This window comes from Paenibacillus contaminans, assembly GCF_003285015.1.
Taxonomy (GTDB): domain Bacteria; phylum Bacillota; class Bacilli; order Paenibacillales; family NBRC-103111; genus Paenibacillus_V; species Paenibacillus_V contaminans.
On record NZ_QMFB01000006.1, the window covers coordinates 129,503 to 152,867 of the forward strand.

The window sequence follows — 23,365 nt, forward strand, 5'->3', positions numbered from 1 at the left end:
GCCGAGCAAAATACCCGCTGCAAGCAGGCGTTTTCGGACTACAGGCAGGGAAAGGAAGCCGTACTCGAATCCAAGTGGGCAAAATCGGAGTACAGCGCATGTAAGCGACGAGCGAGGAGGGGGAAGCAGGTAGGAATACCGGTTGGAGGACGACCTCTATCCCCCCTTCCTCGCCAACGAACAAACGATATCGAACACTAACGTTGCCGCAAGGCGGTTTTCTCGAAATATCAGAATTTATATGTTTCACAATTACTTAAGCCTGATATTTCATCGATAAACGCGCCTATCCTTAAAGGACGGTGAAGCCGTTTATCCTTGTTTTATTCGGAAAGTATATCGTAGGAGTGGCTCTTCATGAACGTTTATCCTTTCTCTTGCAAGATTCCGGCGGCTCTTCTACAATACTAGCAGATATTGTGAGATTCATATGAACGACATCCGCCGGGAGGCTGCTTATGATGAGAATCGATGCGCATCAACATTATTGGATTACGTCCCGTACGGATTATGGCTGGCTGCAGCCAACGCTGGGCCGAATTTATGCGGACTATATGCCTGAGCAGTTGAAGCCATTGCTTAAGAAGCACGGCATCGGGAAAACGGTCATCGTACAAGCCGCACCGACTGTGGAGGAAACGGCGTTTCTTCTCGAAATCGCCGATCGGGAGCCGAGCGTCGCAGGCGTCGTCGGGTGGCTGGATATGGAAGCCGACGGCTTCGAGCGGGAGTTGGCGCGTTTGCGTCAGCACCCGAAATTTATCGGTCTGAGGCCGATGATTCAGGATTTGCCGTCCGAATGGATCGTGAAGCCCCAAGTCCTCCGCCATTTTCAATTGCTGGCCGATGCGGGCTTTCCGGTCGATCTGCAGGCGAATCCGCGGCATCTGCCTTATATTGCGGAGCTACTTAAGATTGCGCCTGATCTGCGCGCCGTCGTCGATCATTTGGCCAAGCCGCCGATCGGTGAGGGCCAGCTGGAGCCTTGGGGCGCCCATATGCGGCAAATCGCCGCATATCCGAATACGATGTGCAAGCTTTCGGGGATGGTGCCGGAGCGGTTGGACGCCCCTTGGTCCATAGAGGCGATTCGCCCGTTTGCGCGTTGCGTGATCGAAGCTTTCGGCAAAAAGCGCGTTTTGTTCGGCAGCGACTGGCCGGTATGTTTATTTTCAGCCACGTACGATCAGGTGGTCGAGCTTTTCGAGGCTTGCCTGGGCGAAGGGTGGACCGACGAAGAGAAAAACGCGGTATACGGCGGAAACGCTGCCCGGTTCTACGGGCTGGAAATTTGGGAAGAACATGAGTAATGCGCCGATTTTCTGAGTTTACCGAAAAACGAATGCTCCGTTCGGTCATTTATGACCTGCGGAGCATTCGTTTTTACTGGCGTTTGTCCTTGAATAAGCTTACAGCGGCGGTACCATCAACAGCGCATGCCGAAGCCATTTGTTTAGCTGAAAAAGTTACTGCCCGTTGCGGAATAGCTGTGATAAAATGGAAATCACATCATGATATAAGCGTTGCGAAATAACGGAATATGTTATGAGGAGCTGAATATGAGCAGCATCCGCAGCAAACTGGTCACCTTTACCTTGTTATTGGGGCTCATTGTTTATTCGTCAACGGCAGCTGTCTCGTACTATTTGTCCTTGCAGAAGGTGGGAGAGGAGAAAGCGAAGCAGCTTGCCGGCATTCAGGAGCAGGCGTCGCTGAACATCGCCACCGTATTCGAGCAGGCGGAGAAAATTGCGCTCCTATTGTCAGAAAATAATGACTTGCTGAACGAAGTGACCGGCCGGGGAGCCGATGCGCTGCAAGAATGGAGCCGCGTCGAGTCCATCGAAACGAATCTGTTTCGGATGAATCTGACATTCACGCCGATCATCGAATCGATTCAGCTTTCGGAGAAAAGCGGCAACGTATATGTATCCGCCAACCCATATTTTTTAACGTCGGACGAATGGCGGACTCTCAACTTCTTTAGGCTCCCCCAGTTTTACGAAGCGATGGCAGGCCGCAGCGAAGCCTGGCTGCCTCCGCCGGTTTTTCCCTCCACAGGCACTGTAGGGCGGCTATCCGATCAAGATGTCGTATTTAAAGACCGGTTCGTTTACATCAAACATTTAACCAACAATATAGCCGTAACGATAACCGTCAATTACCGCAGCATGCAGTCGCTGATTGCCGGCGATTCCGTATTCAGGTACGAGCTTCAACCCGTTCTTCCTTCAAATCCTCCGGCCAAAGGGGAGGGGACGGCGCGTTTCGGCCTCGCGGTTGTCGCATCATCGGAGGATTCGGAAGGCACGCGTATGACGGCGAATAACAGGCAAGCTCTGCTGATAGCGGTCTTGGCGCTTATGCTTTCGACGTTCGCCGCAGCGCTGCTCTTTGTACGCGGCCTCATGCAGCCGATCGCGGAGATTAAACGGCAAATCGAAGACGTCAAGAAATTCGACACCGTAAGCTCCGTCCTGAATTACAGGGCGGGCCGCATCAGACCGTTAAGCTTCCGGGTCAAAATATTCGTTTTTCTTGCCGTTGTATATGTAGCGGGGGCGTCCGTCCTTTTTACGATCAACTATGCTTACGCTTCTCGGCTGATTAAACATAATCTGGAGCAGTATTACACGGAATACGTCGTTCAATCGGGCAAATGGATGGAGGCGACGCTGCGGAGCTCGGAGCAAGTATTAAATACGGTTGTCAGCGACAGCAAGCTCCAGCACTTTTTTACCGCGGCCGGCAGCACCGACGAAATGCGCAACGAATTCAAAAAGTTTTTCTCCTACCGGCATGTCCTCAGCAAAAATATCAACTACATCAACTTGTACGATAGCCGCGGCGAGCTGCTTTTTTCCACAGTCAACAGCTTTCTGAACGAAGGCTCGATCCAAACGCGGAACGTTTACCCCTCTCTGCAGCAAACATCAGGCGAAACCATCTATGTGAACGAAAATAAAGACCCTTTCGGGGATCATGTCATAACCGCCGCCAAAAAAATTTACGATTCCGGCAGCAGTCCCCGTATTATCGGCTACTATATGTTCGCCGTCAACGAACGCGAGCTGGAGATCATGAACAACAGCTTCGGTTTATCCTCGCTCGATTTTCTCGTAACGGAGTCGAACGGAACGGTCATCTACAGCAAAAACAAAGAGCTTGTCGGCAAGCCGTGGCCAAATTACTGGACCGTAACCGGCGGTGCGAGCGCAATAACGGAGCAGAAGATCGACGGCCGTAACACCGTCGTCATGCATGAAGAGATGAACAAGACGAACTGGTCGTTCATCAGCGTTATTGATTCAGCCGAAACGTTTCGAGGAGCGAAGGACGTGCTGCTTGTTAATGGTTTTGCCTTGCTTGCCGTTCTGCTCACTTTGTTCGTATTAATTTATTTCATGTCGAGGCGGATCGCGAGGCCGATGCTGGAATTGAACCGCCACATCCGGGTTGTTATGGATAATAAATTCGAGAAAACGACGGTACCGGTTTTTGCGGAAAAGGACGAAATCGGCGAGCTGGCAGCCCATATCCGCGCGATGATCCATAAAATCCAGGAGCAGATGCATTACATTTACGACGTAGAGGTGCGCAACCGGGAAATTCAGCTTGATTATAAAAAAGCGGAGCTTTCCAGCCTGCTGCAGCAAATAAGCCCCCATTTTTTGTACAACACGCTGGAGACGATCCGGTGGATGTCGATGGAAATGACGAACGGCGAAAATAAAGTGACCCGCATCATCCGCGCGCTGTCCGTCTACCTGCGCTCGGGCGTGCATGCCGGTACGCGGATGGTGACGGTTAAAGAGGAACTGGCCCATGTGCGCGCTTATCTCTATATTCAACAAATTCGCTTAGGCGGGAAACTTCAGATCAAATGGGCAGTGGAAGACGGCTTGGAGCAAGTGCCTATCGTCCGATTCGTGCTTCAGCCGATTGTTGAAAACGCACTCATGCATGGGATCGATGGAAAAGAGACACAGGCGTACTTGCTGATTCGCATTGTGAAGAAGGACGGTAAGCTGGTTATCGGCGTAACCGATAATGGAGCCGGCATCGAACCTGAGCGGCTGGAAGCGATTCACGCGAACCTAAAGGACGACTCGGCCGGGGAAAGCGTCGGGCTTCGAAACATTAGCAGAAGGCTTTCTCTGCTATACGGGGACGAAGCATACTTGCGGATCGAAAGCGTCATTGGCCGCTGGACGCGCGTCAGCTTGGCGCTTCCGCTTAAACGGAATGAGGAAAACGGGCAAATGGAACAAACGGCTGCCAGTCATGAATAGGAATCGAAAATATGCTTGAAATCGGCTGAATCCGGGGGGATAGCATGTATACGGTTATGCTTGTGGACGATGAAGCGGTGCTGCGCAGCGGAATGCGCACGTTTATTCCGTGGCGGGAGCTGGGCTTTCAAGTAACGGCTGAAGCGGAGAACGGCGCAAAAGCGCTGGAACGCATCCTGCAGGGAGATATCGATGTCGTCTTTGTCGACATTCATATGCCGCGCATGTCCGGAATCGACTTGCTTGAGGAGCTGGCGAAGCGCGAGCCGGATGTGATTCCCGTTGTTCTGAGCGGCTACGACAACTTCGAATACGCCCGGGCGGCTGTTAAATATAAGGCGGTCGAATATTTGCTGAAGCCGGTCGATATGGATGAGCTCATTCCGCTAATGCAAAGCATTCGCGGACAGCTGGATCGGCGGAAACGGGAGGAAGCCGAACGGCTGCAATTTCGTTGTCAGCTGCTCGAATCGGTTCTGCTTAAATTAGCCGGAGGGTTGACGGGTCTAAGCGAAGATAGCATGGAAAGCTTCATCCGGCATTTCGCGGGGTATGAGCTTCGGCTTGCGGCCATTGCCGGAACCGGTACCGATGTCGGGACTGATAAGAAAACGGCGTCGGAACAACTGTCGGAACGATTAGGCGACGAAATGGCGGTTAGCACGGAACTTAGCCATTATGGACTGCTTCTTGCCGCTTTCCAGCCGGGCGACTCCCATCCGGAAAATAACGGTTTTCATTTGGCCGAAATGGAACGATCGCTCGCGGACAAACTGGACAACCGAGCGGATGCGATTGCCATCGGACCGCTGTTGACGGCGAAAGATTGGATCGGTTATGCCCATTCCGCCGTCGAAACGGGATATTTGGAGCGAAGGCTGTTCTATGCTTCGAGTAAGGTGATTAGGCTTGAAGCTTCCGTACCTTCCTGTACGCGCCGCCGGCTTGAGCCGGACGATAAACTGGGAAAAGCCGTAACGGAAGGGATACGCGGGAATGATTTGCAGCTTATCCGTCAGACGATGTCCGAATTGTACTTTATGCTGCAAGCGAACCCTCAATACGATCCGGACAGCGTCCGCCAGATTTACAAATGGCTAATGTGCTGCGCCGCCGAAGAAGCGGCGGTCTTGGGTGGACGCTCGTTTACGGAGGAAAATCCCGGTTCCGGCTTGTCCGAACGCTTACCGACGCTTTTCTTGCTGCATCGCGATACGCTGCGCCGAATCGAGGAAATCGCCGGTCGGCTGGCTGCCGCAGCGAAGGATAAAAAGCGCAGAATTGTAATGGAAATGAAGCGATACGTGAACGAACGGCTTGCCGAGCCGATTATGCTGACAGAATTAGCGGATAAATATTCGATCTCCCAGGAATATTTGTCGGCGCTGTTCAAGAAAGAGGAGGGCGTCAACTTCAATGTTTATTTGCGGGATATCCGAATGAAGCGGGCGATGGAGCTCATGGAGGCGGATTGTACGTTCAAGATTTACGAATTGGCTCAACAGGTGGGCTATAGCGATCCTCGTCATTTCTCCAAAGTGTTCAAGGAAAGTACGGGCATGACGCCCAAACAATACGCGGAATCGCGGTAGCGGCTGAAGGAGGCAGGGAGAATGTCATGGTATGACAGGATACGCGGGATGCGGATGGCGACGATGCTTACGATCCTTGTGATGTCCGCATCGGCTTGCACCGATCGGGCTCCGCTCCAAGAAAACAAACGGCAGGTGTCCGGTGCGTCCTCCAGTCATGGAATGCCGCTGACCGCTTCGGATTTGGCTTATAGCCGGGATAAAGTCAAGCTCGTTTGGGTCGGGTACAATATGCTTTCCGGAGGCAAGAAGGACGCGATCTTGGCTCGCTGGTACGGCAAGTATCCGAATATCGAGGTTGTCTATAAAGATTTTCCAGCGGAGCCGCCTTCTTATTCGCAGGCGCTGAACGGAGCGTTCTCTTCGAACGAAACGATGGACGTGCTGCTGCTATCTCACGAGGAGGTGCTGCCGCGCGCGCAGAACGGACAGCTTCATGAGCTCGACAGCATGGCGCTTCAGGCGAACGACAGCATCGACGCTATATTTGGCGGCAAGCTAAGAAGCATTCAGTTGGGCGGTTATAACTATCAGCTGCCCTATACGTTAAACGTCGAGATGTTGTATTACAACAAGGATCTGTTCGATTCGAAGGGCGTGCCTTATCCGGATGAGTATACGACCTTCGAGGAGCTCGTTTCGATGGCGAAACGGCTTCAAGGTGGGGCGGGCAGCGGCAAAGTATGGGGGTACATCGGCAAAAACCCTTTGCAGCCGGCGTTCAATGCGGGCTGGAGCTGGATGGAGGCCGTGCGGTCGACAAGCTTTGCCGATGTTCGCGTCCGCAAATCGCTTGAGCTCCATAAGGAACTGTTCGACTCGGGCGCAAGCCCCAGCTACCTTCAGCTGCGGCTGGATAAGCTGAAGGCTTCCGTTCTATTTGCGGAGGGCAAGGCGGCGATGATGGTGGATAATTGGTGGCCGCCGGTTTTTTGGAGCATGCAAAAGTATAACAACAGCACGCTCGAACCGGATGCTCCCGGCTTCCGCTACGATATTACCTTCCTTCCGCGGTACGATGAGACCTCGACGCTTAAGCGGCAGGAAGTGTTGCCGGGATGGGGGTATGCGGTCAATGCCCGAACGAAACATCCGTTGGAGGCGTACATGTTCGCAAAGTTTCTGACGACTGAAATCCCCGATCTGATCGGGTATGTTCCGGCGGACAAAACAGCGGATATGCCGCTGTACAATCAAATTTTCAATACGTTTATAGATAAGAACAACGTCAAACATACGGAGCTTTATCCCGAAGCTTTTCTTCGCAAGCTGAAGGATGTGATGGAGGAAACCGTTCCGCTCGAAGCGGGAGCTCCGCCTGACAAAACCGGCGCCCAACTGTTAACGGCAATGAAGGAAGTGTTCAATCGGGAAGCCGACCGTTATTTTTCGGGGATGATCACCGTCGAAGAATTGCTGGAGCTCGTGCAATCATTTGCCGAAAGGGAAGCGGCGAGTGCGGGTGCTGCTACGGAGTAGGCAATATTGCGATGACGAAGGCTTCGAAGGCCTTCTATGATAATAGTAAATCGATCAGGAACGGCGCAAAGCGCAAAGAAAAGCTGCCCGTATATGCTTGTCCGAAAGCTTTTTCCACGCAATCAGGATGCATCGCATACCCCCGAACAGTAAACAATCGGTGCCGCTATACAAATCCCCACTTTCCCGACAAATAACGACGAGGTACGGTCAAAGGCTGCCGAGTCTGAAGATTCGCCTCCCCTTATGATAAGACTAGCCGCGCTGTCATAGGGGGGGCCCCCTCTTCCAAGCGGTTAGGTTGTCTGCTCTTAGTTAATTCCACACACATTATATTAGTTTTACCACATGGGAAAGCGGTTTCAAGAAGACTACAATGATAGCAAGCCCGCCAGTCGGGCAGACATCCGGATATCTGGACCTTATGCGATACAGCCGCAATACCGGTGAAAGGGGCGGACGACATGACCGAAGGAGGGGGGCATGATCGGATAGTAAGGTATATCCTTTCGGCATTCAATTTGCGGTTCCGCAGGGCGATCATGGGTTGTAAAGTAAGTTCAACGAAGTAACCGGCACACGAATTTTATTCGGGAGGTTTCGATCATGCGGAATAAATGGGCTGTCAAACTGGTTTTATTTTTCAGTATAACCGCTTTCATGCTTGCAGGCGCTCCGGTTTACGGAGAGGTGCGGCACACATCGATACCGGATGTTGTCATTACGCAGCCGTCGGGCAATTTTGAAGGATATTTTCCGGATATAACGAAAGCGGCGAACGGCGATTTGCTCGTGGTGCATTATTGGGCTACGCAGCATGTCGGAGATAACGGGAGCATCGTGATGAAGCGAAGTACGGACGGCGGATTGACTTGGAGCTCTGCGCAGACCATCGTGGACACTTCCTACGACGACCGCGATGCATCCATTATGAAGCTGGCGGACGGCACGCTGCTGCTGTCTTGGTTTACTTACACGCCGGGAATCGGCGCAGTTGATGTTCGCGTAAAAAGAAGCTCGGATAACGGCGCTACGTGGACGAATGAAGTGATTGTCGGCACCGGCTTGGCGTGGTCGGCCGTCTCCGCCAAAATCATCGAGCTGTCAAACGGGGATTTATTGATCCCGTTATACGGAAGAGTTGCAGGAGTGCCGCGCGACCGTGCGACGGTCGTCAGAAGCACGGATAAAGGCTTGACCTGGCCGTCCTCATCGGAAGTTACGCTGGCGGCAAGCGGTACGATCGGCATGAACGAGGAAGGGATCGCCGAGCTTGAGAACGGGCATATTAAGGCGCTTGTACGTTCAGCAGGGGGCGATTTGTCCGGATATGAGGTCCATTCGTTTGATTATGGAGCTTCATGGGGGGCTCCGCAAAAGCTGGATGCGAAGATACATGCGCCCGAGCTGTTCCGAATTCCGGGAACGGATAAGGTGTTTCAGGCTTGGAGCGAAGTCGGCAGTCCATACGGCCGTGCGGTGACGGTAAGAATGGGATATTTGAACGCGCCGTGGTCTTCCGGGCATAGCGAGTTTTTATACACGCACACGGGAGCGGGCGATATGGGCTATTCGGGAACCGTGCTTTTGAGCGCAACCGATCTGCTAACGGTCTATTATGACGCTTCCAAACGCATTATCGGCGGGACATTCTCAAACATCGTCGACTGGGAAAAGGATTTCGGTCCCAAACTCGATCTGAAAGCGATGTACAATGCCGGAAGCTTGACGGTCGCCACCGATATGACCTGGACCAGTCCGACATATCCCGATGTCGGGGTTGCCTCGGTCTTTGACGGGAGTACGGACTATTGGCATTCCGCGTTCAAAAATACGGAAGCCCCCGCTTCTTACATCATAGATTTGAAAAGCGATTATTCGGTCAGCAAGCTGGGTGTCGCTCTGAAGCCGGGTTATACGGAATCGGCGGACATTTATTTCTCGAATGACGGCATCAATTGGGGGAGTCCGGCACAATCGTATTCGAACGCGAATACGACGGAAGTCGATTATAAGCTGTTCGGCCAAAATATGCCGGTACGTTATATTAAAGTACAAGTAACGGCTTCCTCCGGCTGGGCAGGCTTGAACGAAATCGAATTGTACGGACATAGGGTTCCGGATGCCCCTCTCATGAGCGCTCAGCCGCTATCGCCAACCAATGGCAGCGTAACGCTGAGCATTGCATATCCGGAGCACGCGGATCAGCGCAAATACAGCATTGATAACGGTCCGCTGACGGATTATTCCGGCCCGATTATTATGACGAGCAATGGCAAGGTGGAGGCGTATTCCATTAGCGATGCCGGCATTTCGAGTGCGGCGGCCACATTCACGATCAGCAACATCGACCGGCTGGCCCCGGAGGTCTCGCTATTGTCGAACGGTACGGAGATGGGCGATTCGGCTGCGTTTTTGGAGAATGATGTGCTAGCGATTACGGTTGCTGCATCGGATGCTCAATCCGGAATCGAGAGCGTTGCCATCACATGGGACGGCGCTCCCTACGAGCAGGGAACGCAGCTCGACTTGCGCGGAAAGCCTGGCGCCCATACGGTATCGGCAGCCGTATACGATGCGGCGGGCAATCGAACCGAGCGTACGGCGATTGTGCTTGTGCAAACGGACGTTAATACGATGAAGGCGCTGCTTGCGGCATATGCGGCTTCCGGCGAATTGCAAAATCCTTTAGGGACGCAGCTGCAAAACAGCCTGGACCAGGTCGTGCATCACTTGTCTAAAGGACGCTTGGCTCAGGCAGCTCACCATATGGATAATTTTTTGAAGCATATCCGTAACGGTCCGAGACAGGACGAAATATCCGAGTCGGCACAAGCGGCGCTTATCGCCGATGCCCAATATTTGATTCAAGGCTGGACTCCGTAATGCGGAAGGGGCTGCCCCGGCAGCCCTCATCATACGAAAAAAGAACCTTCAACTCCGCTTCAATAACGGTGCAGGCGTCATATGGTATTCGCGGATCACCGTGTCTCGCATGAGATCGGATAACAGCTCGTTGACCGAGCTTATAAGCGATGTCAGCGCACGGTGAACGGAGCCGTTTTCGAATATTGCTAAAGGCTGAGGCAGCTCATCCTCGTCAAGTATAAACCGGCTGCCGTCGGGGAGAACAAGCACATCGACGATCAGATCCTCGAATGTAACCGCAGCTTCCGAAAACGACGTGTTTTTGACGATATTGAAGTATGAACCGAGATAACGGCCGGACGCATCCCGCCACATATATACGTTGTACGGCTTATCGATCCAATAATATGCGACCGTAAAGCTTCCGGCAGGGATCAGCAAATCCGCCGCACCCGCGGGAATGGAAAAAGGGGAGGTTATCTCATAACGAAGAACGGCCTGCCGGTCATCTCTGTGCAGCAAACGGCAGTCGTATTCGACGACGGAGCGGTCATAGCGTATTTTTCGTTCCAGCATTCGGATGCCCGCCTTTTGTTATTGTGATTTGCGGCTTTGATAGGCATAAACGGCCTTATAAAACAAATATTCGTTAAATCGATTATAGTGGATGTGTACGTCGATTACCATTTTTTGAGATGCTAGAAGCGAGATAACCCTAACTGGAAAACCTGCAGCTATTTTTCACGAATCAACGGAAAATGAACATCTTATTGGATAAGCTACAGTTATTTTCGGCAACATCGCCGTTTTTGGGCTGCAATCGCAAAATTAGATGCATGATTTCCATGGAGTCGAGCTGAAAGATCAAAATCGAGAAAAATAAATGCATGTTTTCCATGATGTGACCCCATTGAAAAAAGCTTGCCGCACCCGCGACGGAAATAAACGCCTCAAAAAAGCGGGCGCAGCCGAAGCATCATAACCTGTACTTTTCCAACTCCAAAGTCTCCTCTTCGATCCGGCTGACGTCGATGCGCTCGAACAGCAGCTGAAGTCCGTTCACTTGTCTGTCACCCGGTACGGAAGCGAATGTCCAAGCCGGCTGCTCCAAAGCCAGAAAGCTACTTATTTTCCCACAAGAGAAAGGAAGGAAGGGCTGAAGCAGATTTACCAAATTGGCGATGATTTGTACGCAAGTATGGAGCGTATCCCTGCAATCCTCCGGGTTTTCTTTAAGCTGCACCCAAGGCTTTCGTTCGTCGAAGGTTTTGTTCGCAAGGCGAATGGCGGCGAAAATCGACTCCAGCGCTTCTTTGAAATGTCCATTTTCAATAAGGAGTCCTGCATCCAGGTACAGCTTTTCGAGTATCCGTTTCCACTCGCCGTCCGTTTTCCCGTGAGGCACGCGCCCGCCGAAAGATTTCCCGATAAAAGCCAGCGTCCGGTTAACGAAGTTTCCGAATGCGCCGAGCAGCTCGCCGTTGTGGCTATGAACAAATGCCCGCCACGAAAAATCAGCATCCCGTTTTTCCGGTCCGTTCGCAATCAGAAAATAACGGATGGAATCCGGTTCATAACGGCTCAGCATATCCGGCACCCAAACGGCCCAATTGCGGCTTGTTGAAAATTTTTTGCCTTCCAGTGTCATGTACTCGCTGGAAATGATGCGATCCGGGACATGCAAGCCGCCGACGCCAAACAAAATCGCAGGCCAAATCAGCGTGTGAAAGGGCACATTATCTTTGCCGTGCACGTAATAAGCCGTAATCTCCCCGCCGCCGTCCTGCCAAAAAGCTTCCCAGCTTCCGCTAGTCTCCGCCGCCCATTGCTTGCTCGCCGACAAATAACCGCTGACCGCTTCGATCCAAACGTAAATCTTTTTGCCTTCGAAGCCTTCGAGCGGAATGTCGACGCCCCAATCCAAATCTCTTGTCGCCGCGCGATCCATAAGTCCTTCTTCCAAATAACGTTCGGTTAACTGGACGGCATTCGTTCTCCAATCCGGATGGTTCCCTACGTAAGCAGCCAATTCTTCCTGCAAGCGGGAGAGGGCAAGGTAAAAGTGCTCGGCAGGGCGCTCGACAGGGGGATTGCCGCAAATTTTACAGGCTCTGTCGGACAGATCGGCCGGATCCAGCAGCGTAGAGCAATAATCGCATTGATCGCCGCGCGCACGGTTTCCGCATACGGGACAGGTTCCTTCCACATAGCGGTCCGGCAAAAACCGGCCGTCCGTTTCGCAATATGTTTGCTGAACGGTTTTGGGATACAAATACCCGTTTTCCAGCAGCCGGAGGAACAACTCTTGTACGACGCAATGATGAAATTCCTGATCCGTACGCGTATACAAATCGTACGAGAAGCCGAGCTTCCGAAAGCATTCGAGAAATTCCCGATGATATCGAGCGGCAATGTCGCCCGGCGAAATGCCCTCTTGAACGGCTTGAACCGCGACCGGCGTGCCGTGGCAGTCGCTTCCCGATACGTACAGTACGTTCTCCCCCTTAGCGCGGTAATAACGGGCCAAAACATCACCCGGCAATAAACTTGCCACCCGTCCCAAATGCAGGGACCCATTCGCATAAGGCCATGCTCCGCCGATAAAAATAGCCGCCATCCAAGTTTTCCTCCTTTTAATGAAATCACAGAACGTATTGGACAAACACAAAAAGCCCTCATCCCAAAGGGACGAGAGCTGTGCTCACGCGGTACCACCCAATTTCATCAAAGTCTTGCGACATTCACCTCTTCAGGTACGACGCAGCGAGCGTTTATACCCTAGCACGTTAACGGATGCGGGATCCGGCGCAGCCTACCGCCTAATGAGGCTTCGATGCGCAACTCCGAGGCCATGTTCCCAAGATCGGTCTTTACTCCTTTTCAGCGGCCGGAGCTCTCTGCAAAAGACGTTGTCCTGGTACTCTTATCTTCATCGTTTTTATCTGAATATTCAATTTATTGGCATTATACGGAAACGAACGAAGGATGTCAAGAAGATCTGCCTATGTATCCGCGGGAGATGATAGTGAAACAGCAGCGGCTTTTATGCGAGCGTTGTGGTAAACTTAACGAATGATTTTTCTTAGGACAGGGGAGGGGCAGACAAACGTGAAAAGCTTGCTCGTAACAGGCTATAAAGCCTCGGAGCTGGGCATTTTCTCGCTTAAGCATCCGGGCATACGTATCATCAAAAAAGCGCTGAAAAGCCGCATCGCCGCATTGCTTGACGAAGGGCTCGAGTGGGTCATCGTGAGCGGCCAATGGGGAGTGGAGCTATGGGCGGCGGAAACGGCGATCGAGATGAAGGAGCAGGGATATCCCCTGCAGCTTGCGGTTATTACACCTTTCCTCGAGCAGGAGGAAAACTGGAGCGAGGAAAAGCAGAACGTATACAGGCAGGTGCTGGCGGGTGCCGACTACGTGAACAGCGTCACCAAGAGCAAATATAGCGGACCGTGGCAGTTCAGGGCGAGAGACCAGTTTTTGCTGCGGAACTCCGACGCGCTGCTGCTCGTCTATGATGAGGAGAACGACGGCTCGCCGAAATTTATCAAGGAGCAGGCGCTGCGTCAGGCCGGCACGGAAAACTACCCGATCTTCAGCATTAACGCGAACGATCTGCAAAATACGGCCGATGAAGAGACGTTGTATCGGGATTGATTGAGTCGGCATGAAAGGAACGGAGCGACAATATGGTACAGCAGCAAAAACCGGTGACAATGAAGGATACGGCCTATGAGGCCATCAAAACGCGGATCGTAAACGGCGAGTGGGAGGGCGGCACGTTCCTTACCGAAAAATATTTGAGCGAGCTGCTGCAAATGAGCAAAACGCCGATCCGCTCGGCGCTCGACAGACTGGAAATGATGGGGCTGGTCAAGCTGTCGCCGAAGCAGGGCATTATCGTCCAGTACATGTCGCTCAAAAAGGTGCTTGAGGTGTACGAGCTGCGTCTCGCGCTGGAAACGTTTGCGGCTGTCAGGCTGACGGGAAAGCTGTCGGCATCCATTTTGCAGCGGATCGATGAAAATTTGGACAAGCAGGAAGCCGCGATCCGAAGCAACGACATTAACGGATACACGTATCTCGACCGTGAGTTTCACGAGCTGCTCGTCTCGGGGCTGGACAATGCGGAGTTCGACGACGCGATGTCGCGCATGCAGGACAAATTTATGATGGCGCTGAAGGCGGGGTTTATTAAAAACCGCGAAAGACTGTGGGGCAGCCATAAGGAGCATCGTCGCATAGCGGAAGCGTATAAGGGGGACGATCCTGCCGTTACGGAGAAGCTGGTTGCCGAGCATATCGAGCTTGTGAAAGCCGTTATGCTGTAGCTTTTTCTCTTATCCATCATGTATACAAGTTAGACATATTGAATATCCGACAACCTCTATGGTAATTTAAAGCTACTTAAACTATCGCCATAATTTGGGGGGGACAAGGTTGAAAATCGTTGATATCGAAACGTATATCGTAGGAAACCCATGGAAAAATTGGCTGTTCGTCAAAGTGCGGACGGATGAGGGCATTGAAGGTATCGGAGAAGGGACGCTTAACGGCTTTGCCAAGACGGTGGAGGCTGCCGTTCACGAGCTGAAGCATCTCGTTATCGGAATGGATCCGTTTGACGTCGAAACGATCGGACTGCGGTTGTTCCGCGATGTTTACTCGGACGGCGGGCAAATTCAGGGCTCGACGCTGGCCGCAATCGAGACGGCTTGCTGGGACATTATGGGCAAGGCGACCGGGAAGCCGATCTACAAGCTGCTGGGCGGACGCTGCCATGACAAGCTGCGCTGTTACGCGAACGGCTGGTACAGAGGCGCTAGAACGCCGGAGAACTTTTACGAGAAAGCGAAGCAGGTGGTTGCCAAAGGCTATACCGCGCTGAAGTTCGATCCGTTCGGTGCCGCGTGGCGCACGGTGGATCGCAGCGATTTCACCCTCGCGATCGATATTATTGCCGCCGTACGCGATGCGGTCGGTCCGGATCGGGACATTTTGATCGAAGGCCATAACCGGTTCACCGTGCATACTGCGCTGCAGTTCGCCGATGCCATGGCGGTCTACAAGCCGGCGTGGTTCGAGGCTCCGGTACCGCCTCAGCACATCTCTTCCATGGTAGAAGTGGCGAGAAGAAGCCCGGTTCCGGTCGCGTGCGGGGAAGATTACTATTGCCGCGAGCAGTTCGCGGAGCTGCTGAAGCATGATGCGGTCCATATCATTCAGTTGGAGCCGCAATTTCTCGGGATTTCAGCCTCCAAACAAATTTGCGGCATGGTGCATGCCCACAACGGGGTTATCGCGCCGCACAGCGCGCAAGGTCCGATTTGCTCCGTCGTATGCGCCCATTTGAATATGGCGACGCCGAACTTTTATATGCATGAAATATTCGACGAGTTCAACGAGCCGTGGGAAGAGCATATTCTTCAGCCGGCCATGCGCGTAGAGAACGGCTATTTGCAGCCTCCCGACAGACCGGGCCTCGGCGTCGAGCTGAATCTGGAGGAAGTATCCAAGCATCCGTATCAAGCGGGAAATTGGCTGCCGCTGTTTAAACAAGGCTGGGAAAAAAGAGAAAGCAACTAGAAGAGAGGCGGAAACGAATATGAGTACAACAATGAAAGCGCTTGTTTATGAAGGTCCACGCATTATGGAAATGCGCAATGTCCCGATTCCGGTTCCGGAAGCGGACGAGGTGCTTATCCGGGTAGAGCAGGCAGGAATATGCGGCTCGGAATTGAGCGGGTATTTGGGGCATAATTCGCTTAGAAAGCCTCCGCTCATTATGGGACATGAATTTTCGGGAACGGTTGAAGCCTCCGGCAGCAGCGCAAAGCGCTTTGGCAATGGCGACCGGGTAACCGTGAATCCGCTGCTTTCTTGCGGAAGCTGCTCGTTCTGCATTAGAGGTAACGGACATTTATGTCCGAGCCGCAAGCTGCTTGGCGCAGGCAAGCCAGGCGCGTTCGCGGAATGGATCGTCGTGCCGGAACGGAACGTTTATCGCCTTGAAGATCATGTAAGCTTCGAGGAAGGCGCGATGGCCGAGCCGTTTGCGGTGGCGGTACACATAACCGAGCTGCTGCGTTTGGCGCCTGACGACAGGCTGCTTATTGCAGGGGCGGGCCCGATCGGGATGCTCGTGCTGCAGGCTGCGCGCCAATACGGCGTAACGGACATTGCCGTGCTTGATATTAATCCGGAGCGGCTCAATATTATTCGCGACCTGGGCGGAGTTGCGGCGGAATCCTATGAGGCATTGCCCGAAGAGTGGACGAAAACCGGCTTCGACGCCGCCGTCGATGCGGTAGGACTAGGCGTAACCAGACGCCAATGCATCAACTCGGTACGTGCGGGCGGGAAAGTCGTTTTCTCGGGACTTCACGAAGCGGACAGCGCATTGCCAGTAAATACGGCGGTTCGCAACGAAGTGACGATGACCGGTGCGTTCGCTTACTCGAGCGCGGATTTTGAGAGAGCTCTGCAGTGGATCGGCAAAGGCAAAATGAACATGCTGCCTTGGACCGTTAAATACCCGCTTGAGCAAGGCGCTGAATGCTTTGAGAAACTGCTTAACGCTCCGGGTAAAATCGCAAAAATTTTGCTTACCTTAAAATAGAAAACACGGAAGCGGGGACATCGGATGGTCTGGCATGACAAAGTGGTTGTAGTGACGGGCGGAGGCAGCGGAATCGGTCAAGCGGTTTGCCGCCGCTTTGCCGCGGAAGGTGCTAAGGTGGCGGTCATCGGACGTACGCTGTCCAAATGCGAGAATACGGCGGCCGAAATCGCCGCGGCAGGCGGTACGGCTTTCGCTGTTCAAGCGGATGTAGCCGTGGAAGAGGAAGTGAAACAGGCGATTCGCAGCGTCATGGACCGTTTCGGCAAAATTGACGTTCTCGTCAACAATGCGGCGGTTTGTCCGCAAATCAAGCTGACCGACATGTCCTTTAGCCAGTGGAACGAGGTAATCGGCTGCAATCTCGGCTCGATTTTTCTGGCGTGCCGCGAGGTGATCCCTCATATGCTGGAGGCCGCAGGAGGCGCCATCGTCAATCTCAGCTCCGTGCATGCGCTCGCTACTTCGGAAGGTTATGCGGCTTACGCCGCAGCCAAGGGCGGAATCGTCTCCATGACGAGAGCGGTCGCGCTGGATTACGCGAAGAACAACATCCGCGTCAACGCCGTGCTGCCGGGGGCCGTTCATACGCCGATGCTCGAGTCGAGCGTCAAGAAGCTGGACGACGACAAAGCAAACATCATGCAAATATGGAATGACGCCCAACCGATCGGACGTGTCGGCAAAGCGGAGGAGATCGCATCGGTCGTCCTTTTTGCCGCAAGCCCCGACAATTCCTTCATGACCGGCGCGGTGTTGGTTGCGGACGGCGGCATGACGATCGATCTGTAGAAGGTTGTTCAAAAAGCCGGCTAGTGATCACGAAGATTCCTGGAGAGCTTATTCGACATTGAAACTGCATTCAAGTTCGTACTTTAACGCTCAGGTCCAGGTTCGTTTCAATTGCTCGCCATATTGGGCAAGAGCAGGGAAAAAGCTTTGAGACGGCGCTTTCATGCCGGCCAGCAGACGGAGAAACAGCTGAATCGTATCTTGAACGAACGGAGGCATCCACCTCCGTTTATTTTTTTGCCAGGAAAGTCTGTAGACGGTATGAATAAACTGCTGTTCCATCTCGTTATTCCGAATGACACGGATCAGGTCCAGCAAAGCGTCTTTCTCATATGCGGCAAATCGCTCGCAGCGAGCCGTTTCGTCGGGTATTTGCAGGATCAGGCTGACGTTCGCTTCGCATTCGTTCCGCCACGCCTCCAATTCGATTCGTCTTGTCGCATACGCGGCGTTTACGGCATACAAAATTTGGCTGCACAGCATATCGATCAGATCCCCTACTTTCCTGGCGGAGTGATCGAGAATTAGTACGCCATGTTTAGGGACGATTTGAACGTAGCCCTCCCATTCCAAACGCTGAAGCGCGGAGCGAACCGGCGTACGGCTCATATCGAGCGCTGCGCTTAAATAAACTTCCGACGTTACCGAGCCTTGGTCCAATTTGCCGCTGCCGATCCATTCGTGAATCGCCTCATAGGCGGCTTGCTGCAGAGATTCCTTGCGCTGCTGTGCCATCCTGCACCTCTTGGGCTGCTAGTTTTTCGATTATTATACCATGGGAGAGCGGTATCGGCAGACAGGAATGCGGTTTTTCCGTTTTCGGTAGAGGAATTTATTGACCGTATGTAGAATAAATAATGTCGGGCTAATGGAGCGAGCTGCATATAATGAAGACATACGACAACTATATCTGTTAGCTGGAAAGGCGGAAAACTACATGCGTCTACCGTTACATCAAACTTGGGATTTGGACGTTTTTTTTGAAGGGGGCAGCGAATCCCCTGCATTCAAACAGTTTCTGGAAGAGCTGCAGTCGGATACGGAAGGCTTGTCGGATGAGCTGAATTGTCCGGCACCGAAGACGGAGGAAGAGGCGGATGTTTTGCAGGAGCTTCTGGACAAGCTGCAGGATTTGCAAAAACGGCTCCGGCAAGCGGGCGCCTTCATCACTTGTCTTTCCTCGCAAAATTTGGCTGACCGGCATGCGATTACGCTGGGCGGCAAATTAAGCGGCATTCAAGCGGGCTATCAATCCGCCATGACGCGTTTCGACGTGCTTCTGGCGGACATTCCGGCCGATGTGTTTGACCGGCTCATGCAAAGAGAGCCTTGGCAGGCAATCGCCTTCAACCTGGACGAAAGAAGGAAGCAGGTACGCGGCAAGCTTCCTCCGGAGCAAGAAACGCTCATCAACGATTTGGCGATAGACGGCTATCACGGCTGGAGCTCGCTGTACGATACGACCGTCAAACAGATCCGCATCCCGTACGAGAAGGACGGTAAGACGGCAATGCTGTCGGCGGGACAATTTGCGAACAAGCTGAAGGAGCCGAACCGCGAGCGGCGGGGAAATCTGTTCCGGCAGTGGGAAGAGACATGGGCGGCCCAGGAAGATTTTTGCGCCGACGCCTTAAATCATCTTGCCGGGTTCCGGCTGCAGCTGTACAAGCACCGCAAATGGGATTCCGTTCTGCGGGAGCCGCTTGAGATTAACCGGATGAGCGATCGGACGCTCCAGGCGATGTGGGGCGCCATCGAGTGGAGCAAGCCCGTATTTCTCGAATATTTGAGCCGGATAGCCGAGCTGATGGGCGTCGATAAATTGGCTTGGCATGATCTGAACGCACCGCTTGAGGGCAAGGATATGGAAGTGTCCTACGATGAAGCGGCGGTATTTATCGAGCGGCATTTTCGCCGGTTTTCGCCGAAGCTGGCGGATTTCACGGTTCGCGCCTTCGAGGAACGCTGGGTCGAGGCGGAAGACCGGGCGGGCAAGCGGCCGGGAGGGTTCTGCACGTCATTCCCCGTCAGCCGGCAAAGCCGGATTTTCATGACGTACTCCGGCGCGGGGAATCTTTCTACGCTCGCGCACGAGCTCGGCCATGCCTTCCACCAGCATGTGATGGACGAGCTGCCGCCGATTTCGCAGCGCTATGCGATGAATGTCGCCGAAACGGCTTCGACGTTCGCGGAAATGGTCGTCAGCGACGCGGCTTTGAAGGAAGCGGAAACGCGTGACCAGAAGCTGTTTATGCTGAAGGACAAAATCCAGCGCGCCGTCACCTTTTTTATGGACATTCATTCGCGGTTTCTGTTCGAAACGCGGTTTTACGAGGAGCGCAAATCGGGACTTCTTACGCCGGAACGGCTTAACGAGCTGATGACCGAGGCGCAGAAAGACGCGTACTGCGATGCGCTGAGCGAATATCATCCGCATTTTTGGGCGTCCAAGCTGCATTTTTACAAGACGGGTGTGCCGTTCTACAACTTCCCGTACACGTTCGGCTTCCTCTTCTCTGCGGGCATTTATGCGATTGCTCTGCAGGAGGGAGCGGCGTTTGAGGAACGCTACATCGCGCTGCTTCAAGACACGGGGCGGATGACGGTGGAACAGCTTGCGGAGAAGCATCTCGGTGCGGATCTCACCCAGCCGGCTTTCTGGGAAAATGCGATCGCGCTATCCGTCGAAGACGTGCGCCAATTCCTTGAGCTGACCGGATCATGATGCAAGACCGAACGTTTCGCCAGAATAGGGGATGGATGTATCGCAGCTTCGTTACATTTCAAGAAAAAGGACGGTCGCGACGACCGTCCTTCTTCTTATAAAGTCTGACCCAGTATTTCGATAATGCTTTTCGCGACGAGGAACGGCACTGCAGCAAATCCGACTACACCGTAAAGCATCCCTTTGGCAACGGAACCTAATTGTTTCACAATGACCATCTCCTATCGTTAGTCTTTCTATTGTAAGAAAAGTCTGACAATTAATCTACGTAACATATATGCATATATGTAAAATGATACATATTATTCGCCGGATATTTCCTATATGTGCGAACAAACACGAAAAATAATTATCAAGGCAATGAGGAGATGACGGACCTAAGAATTAAAGCTTTTTACTATGAAATCGGCTAAACGGCTTAATAGCGGGCGCCACTTCACCGTATTGTCATAATAAACCGGCATTTCACGGACGCATTATGTTGAATGAGCAAGTCCTCATATGATATTTTTAGTCTAGCGGCAAGTATATCGCGGAAAAAACGCTAAACCTACGGGAAACACCGGCGTTTCAAGCGCCGACAGGTTGAGGCAAACGCATCGCATCGGGAGTGAATAAGGATGAAGCGAAAAGGACCGGTCCTTGCAATTGCCATTCTGGTCATTGCAATTTTATGTACGTTGTTCATAAACGTACAAGCGGCTCCGCCGGACGATACGCGGGTGGTTATAGAGAAGACGCACAAAACGTACATAGCCCCCGTGTGCTTCGAGCAAGCGGAAACGACCAATAATTTGGCGGAGGCGACGTACGCCCAAGCGAAGGAGCTGCAATTCAAAGCGGAATCGAGCTGCACGGAAGAGGCGATGAAGCCGCATTCCGAAAAGTTGATTACGGTTATAGCGCATAAATTAGGCCTCGCAAACAGCAAATGGGACTGGTAGCCCACTTGTCCCGGAGCGGAGTATGAAGGAGAGCGGAATGATGAAGGAAGGCTGGCTTCGGCAATGGGAGCGCAAAAGGGAACTTGGCAAAAAAACGTACGTCCGCCGATACGGGCTTTTTTATTTCGGCATGGTAGCGGCCGTCGGGACCAGCTTGCTCGAGCTGGCTTTCTCGGCATCGATCGAGACGGCTTATTTAGTGGCGCGCTTCATCATTTTCCCCTTGTTCGGCATGATCGGGGCAAGCATCAGGTGGGAAGCGAACGAGAAAAAATATGCTGCAGCCGTTCAGCAAGCCGGACAAGCAGGCAAGGGAAAGAAGCCGGCGGCTAAAGGAACGAAGCATTGATTTCGGGTAGACTGCAGTGAAGCATGCTGGAGGAAGCGACAATGGAGGTTCACACGACCGCAGAATGGAACGAGGCGCTTTGGGAGCAGGCGGAACACGTATATCGGGAGGCTTTTCCGGAGCCGGGCAGCAAGACGCGGGTGATCATTCGCAACATGTTCGAGAAGCGAATGTGCCATCTGCATACCGCAGCCGAAAACGGGCGTATCGTCGCGATGGCGCTGACCGGCATGGACGCGGAAGCGGCCGTTCTGATCATCGATTATTTGGCGGTCAGTAAGGATGTACGAGGCAGGGGCTTCGGCCGGTCGTTTCTCGAACGCATCGAAGCATGGGCGCGAACGGCTGCAGGCTGCAAAGGCGTCGTCATCGAGGTCGAAGCGGAGCCCGGCACGGATAACGAGGGTCGGATCCTTTTCTGGGAGCGCTGCGGTTATCGGCTTACGGAATACGTGCATACGTATAGATGGGTACCCGAAACGTACCGCGCGATGTACAAAAATTTTGATCCGGACCGTCCTTTGCCGGGCGACGGCGAAAGTCTGTTCCGTTATATTACCAAATTTCACAACAAAGCGTATCGCGGGAGCAATTGATCCGCGACCGCTCCTTAACCGTCCCGGCGAAGCGCCGCGGGCGGCTTTTGTACGTCCGGAAACAGGCTTAAAGCGGGATTGCCGGCCGGCTTCAGACAGCGTGAATGCGAACAGACGGCCGCCGGGACGCTTGATAAAGGTAATGGCGGCTTGCCTGTATGGGAACCGGACGTACAGCCCGATATGGCAGGCCGTCGATTATTCGCGAGAATCGATCACGCTTCGCTTCCGGTACAGCTGCCGGTATTCTTTGGGCGAGAAGCTTTCCGAGCTTTTGAACAGCCGGCTGAAGTAGTGAAGCTCCATGCCTACGGCGGAGGCGATTTCCGTTACGGACATGGCGGTCGTCCGCAGCAGCTTTTTGGCTTCCGCCAGCCGCAAACGCTTCAAATATTGGATGGGCGTTACGCCCAGCATTTCTTTGAACTGCTGCGTGAAATAGTTGGGGCTCAAGTGGAACAAACGCGCGAGCTCTTCGGTAGTCAAATCGGACGCCAAATGCCCGTTCATGTAGGCGGCTACCGTTTTCATTTTCTCATACGTCAGGGAAGCCTCGGTTCGCACCTCCGTTATTTCTGCACGTTCCATGTAGAAATGCAGCAGATCGAAGAAGAGCGACTTCACCTTCAAAGCGGAGACAAGCTCTTTCCGGCGCATATGGGCGATCATATCCCGAAATAATGTCTCAACAAAACCGGAGAGCGCGTTATCGACCTCGATCCTATAAGGAAGCTTCATAATTTGAAACGGATTGATGTCCCCGATCGACGCGGTAAAATGACACCAGTATTTATAACACGTATTCGAGCCGGATGTCGATAACGTCTGTTTAACCCCGGCCGGCAGCAAATACAGCTGTCCCGCTTTTGCCTCGTAAAGCGTATCGTTCAGCTTGAAGCAGCCTTCCCCGTCAAGAATATAGTAATACTTGTGCACCTCCGGCATGTAATTCATATGCCCCCAGCTCGGCGAAACCTTCGTCAATTCCGCAATCGTGACATGGGCTTGCATATTGGCCAGGCATTGCTTCAGAAAATCGTTTAGCTTATCATCCATTCGGCGCACTCACCTAAATTATGGTATTTTTATGCAAAAGGCGATGTTTT

At 52.9% G+C, this 23,365-nt stretch carries 18 protein-coding genes and 1 other annotated feature; of the genes, 14 read left to right on the top strand and 4 right to left on the bottom strand.

Features of this window, described 5'->3' with window-relative positions; translation table 11 throughout:
* Positions 1-458: 458 nt before the first annotated feature.
* The 5 genes from DQG23_RS12570 to DQG23_RS12595 all read left to right on the top strand — a co-directional run bounded on the left by DQG23_RS12570 (position 459) and on the right by DQG23_RS12595 (position 10,249).
* The gene (locus DQG23_RS12570; RefSeq protein ID WP_113031200.1) at positions 459-1,310 is read left to right on the top strand and encodes an amidohydrolase family protein; all 852 of its coding nucleotides are present in this window, start codon (positions 459-461) and stop codon (positions 1,308-1,310) included.
* Positions 1,311-1,559: 249 nt separating this feature from the next.
* Positions 1,560-4,292: a sensor histidine kinase gene (locus tag DQG23_RS12580; protein ID WP_113031202.1), complete on the top strand. Its 2,733-nt coding sequence runs from the start codon at positions 1,560-1,562 to the stop codon at positions 4,290-4,292.
* A 44-nt stretch (positions 4,293-4,336) separates the two neighbouring features.
* On the top strand, positions 4,337-5,884 hold the full coding sequence (locus DQG23_RS12585; RefSeq protein ID WP_113031203.1) for a response regulator: 1,548 nt from the start codon (positions 4,337-4,339) through the stop codon (positions 5,882-5,884).
* Between the two features lie 21 nt (positions 5,885-5,905).
* Positions 5,906-7,363 (top strand): ABC transporter substrate-binding protein, encoded by a 1,458-nt coding sequence (locus DQG23_RS12590; protein WP_113031204.1) that lies wholly within the window; start codon positions 5,906-5,908, stop codon positions 7,361-7,363.
* 606 nt (positions 7,364-7,969) lie between these two features.
* Positions 7,970-10,249, top strand: coding sequence for an FIMAH domain-containing protein (locus tag DQG23_RS12595; protein ID WP_113031205.1), 2,280 nt, complete (start codon positions 7,970-7,972; stop codon positions 10,247-10,249).
* A gap of 48 nt (positions 10,250-10,297) precedes the next feature.
* On the opposite strand, the gene DQG23_RS12600 is transcribed toward DQG23_RS12595, so the two are convergent.
* On the bottom strand, positions 10,298-10,807 hold the full coding sequence (locus DQG23_RS12600) for a ribonuclease FAU-1 family protein (RefSeq protein WP_113031206.1): 510 nt from the start codon (positions 10,805-10,807) through the stop codon (positions 10,298-10,300).
* A gap of 400 nt (positions 10,808-11,207) precedes the next feature.
* The gene (gene metG, locus DQG23_RS12605) at positions 11,208-12,848 is read right to left on the bottom strand and encodes a methionine--tRNA ligase (protein WP_113031207.1); all 1,641 of its coding nucleotides are present in this window, start codon (positions 12,846-12,848) and stop codon (positions 11,208-11,210) included.
* Between the two features lie 64 nt (positions 12,849-12,912).
* Positions 12,913-13,173 (bottom strand) — a binding site (T-box leader).
* 130 nt (positions 13,174-13,303) lie between these two features.
* Between metG and DQG23_RS12610 the strand changes: the two genes are divergently transcribed.
* The 5 genes from DQG23_RS12610 (at position 13,304) to DQG23_RS12630 (ending at position 17,645) form a co-directional block, all read left to right on the top strand.
* On the top strand, positions 13,304-13,891 hold the full coding sequence (locus DQG23_RS12610; protein ID WP_192894585.1) for an SLOG family protein: 588 nt from the start codon (positions 13,304-13,306) through the stop codon (positions 13,889-13,891).
* A gap of 32 nt (positions 13,892-13,923) precedes the next feature.
* Complete coding sequence (locus tag DQG23_RS12615; RefSeq protein ID WP_113031209.1) at positions 13,924-14,565, top strand: GntR family transcriptional regulator; 642 nt, start codon at positions 13,924-13,926, stop codon at positions 14,563-14,565.
* Positions 14,566-14,674: 109 nt separating this feature from the next.
* Positions 14,675-15,820 (top strand): mandelate racemase/muconate lactonizing enzyme family protein, encoded by a 1,146-nt coding sequence (locus DQG23_RS12620; RefSeq protein ID WP_158560433.1) that lies wholly within the window; start codon positions 14,675-14,677, stop codon positions 15,818-15,820.
* Positions 15,821-15,839: 19 nt separating this feature from the next.
* Positions 15,840-16,853: a galactitol-1-phosphate 5-dehydrogenase gene (locus DQG23_RS12625; RefSeq protein ID WP_238177868.1), complete on the top strand. Its 1,014-nt coding sequence runs from the start codon at positions 15,840-15,842 to the stop codon at positions 16,851-16,853.
* Positions 16,854-16,877: 24 nt separating this feature from the next.
* On the top strand, positions 16,878-17,645 hold the full coding sequence (locus DQG23_RS12630; RefSeq protein ID WP_113031211.1) for an SDR family NAD(P)-dependent oxidoreductase: 768 nt from the start codon (positions 16,878-16,880) through the stop codon (positions 17,643-17,645).
* 90 nt (positions 17,646-17,735) lie between these two features.
* On the opposite strand, the gene DQG23_RS12635 is transcribed toward DQG23_RS12630, so the two are convergent.
* Positions 17,736-18,380, bottom strand: coding sequence for a GntR family transcriptional regulator (locus DQG23_RS12635; protein ID WP_113031212.1), 645 nt, complete (start codon positions 18,378-18,380; stop codon positions 17,736-17,738).
* 202 nt (positions 18,381-18,582) lie between these two features.
* Here DQG23_RS12635 and DQG23_RS12640 point away from each other — a divergent pair, with 202 nt between their 5' ends.
* From DQG23_RS12640 to DQG23_RS12655, 4 genes are all read left to right on the top strand, one after another.
* On the top strand, positions 18,583-20,370 hold the full coding sequence (locus DQG23_RS12640) for a M3 family oligoendopeptidase (protein ID WP_113031213.1): 1,788 nt from the start codon (positions 18,583-18,585) through the stop codon (positions 20,368-20,370).
* Between the two features lie 620 nt (positions 20,371-20,990).
* Positions 20,991-21,314 carry a hypothetical protein gene (locus DQG23_RS12645; RefSeq protein WP_113031214.1) on the top strand — a complete coding sequence of 108 codons (324 nt, stop codon included), beginning with the start codon at positions 20,991-20,993 and terminating at the stop codon, positions 21,312-21,314.
* A 22-nt stretch (positions 21,315-21,336) separates the two neighbouring features.
* Positions 21,337-21,663, top strand: a complete 327-nt coding sequence (locus DQG23_RS12650; RefSeq protein WP_146762296.1) for a hypothetical protein — start codon at positions 21,337-21,339, stop codon at positions 21,661-21,663.
* A gap of 41 nt (positions 21,664-21,704) precedes the next feature.
* A complete protein-coding gene (locus DQG23_RS12655; RefSeq protein WP_158560434.1) occupies positions 21,705-22,259 on the top strand; it encodes a GNAT family N-acetyltransferase in 555 nt (184 codons plus the stop codon).
* A gap of 198 nt (positions 22,260-22,457) precedes the next feature.
* Here the strand turns inward: DQG23_RS12655 and DQG23_RS12660 are convergent, their stop codons facing one another.
* Entirely contained in the window at positions 22,458-23,315 is an 858-nt protein-coding gene (locus DQG23_RS12660) for an AraC family transcriptional regulator (RefSeq protein WP_113031217.1), read from the bottom strand.
* Between the last annotated feature and the right edge of the window lie 50 nt (positions 23,316-23,365).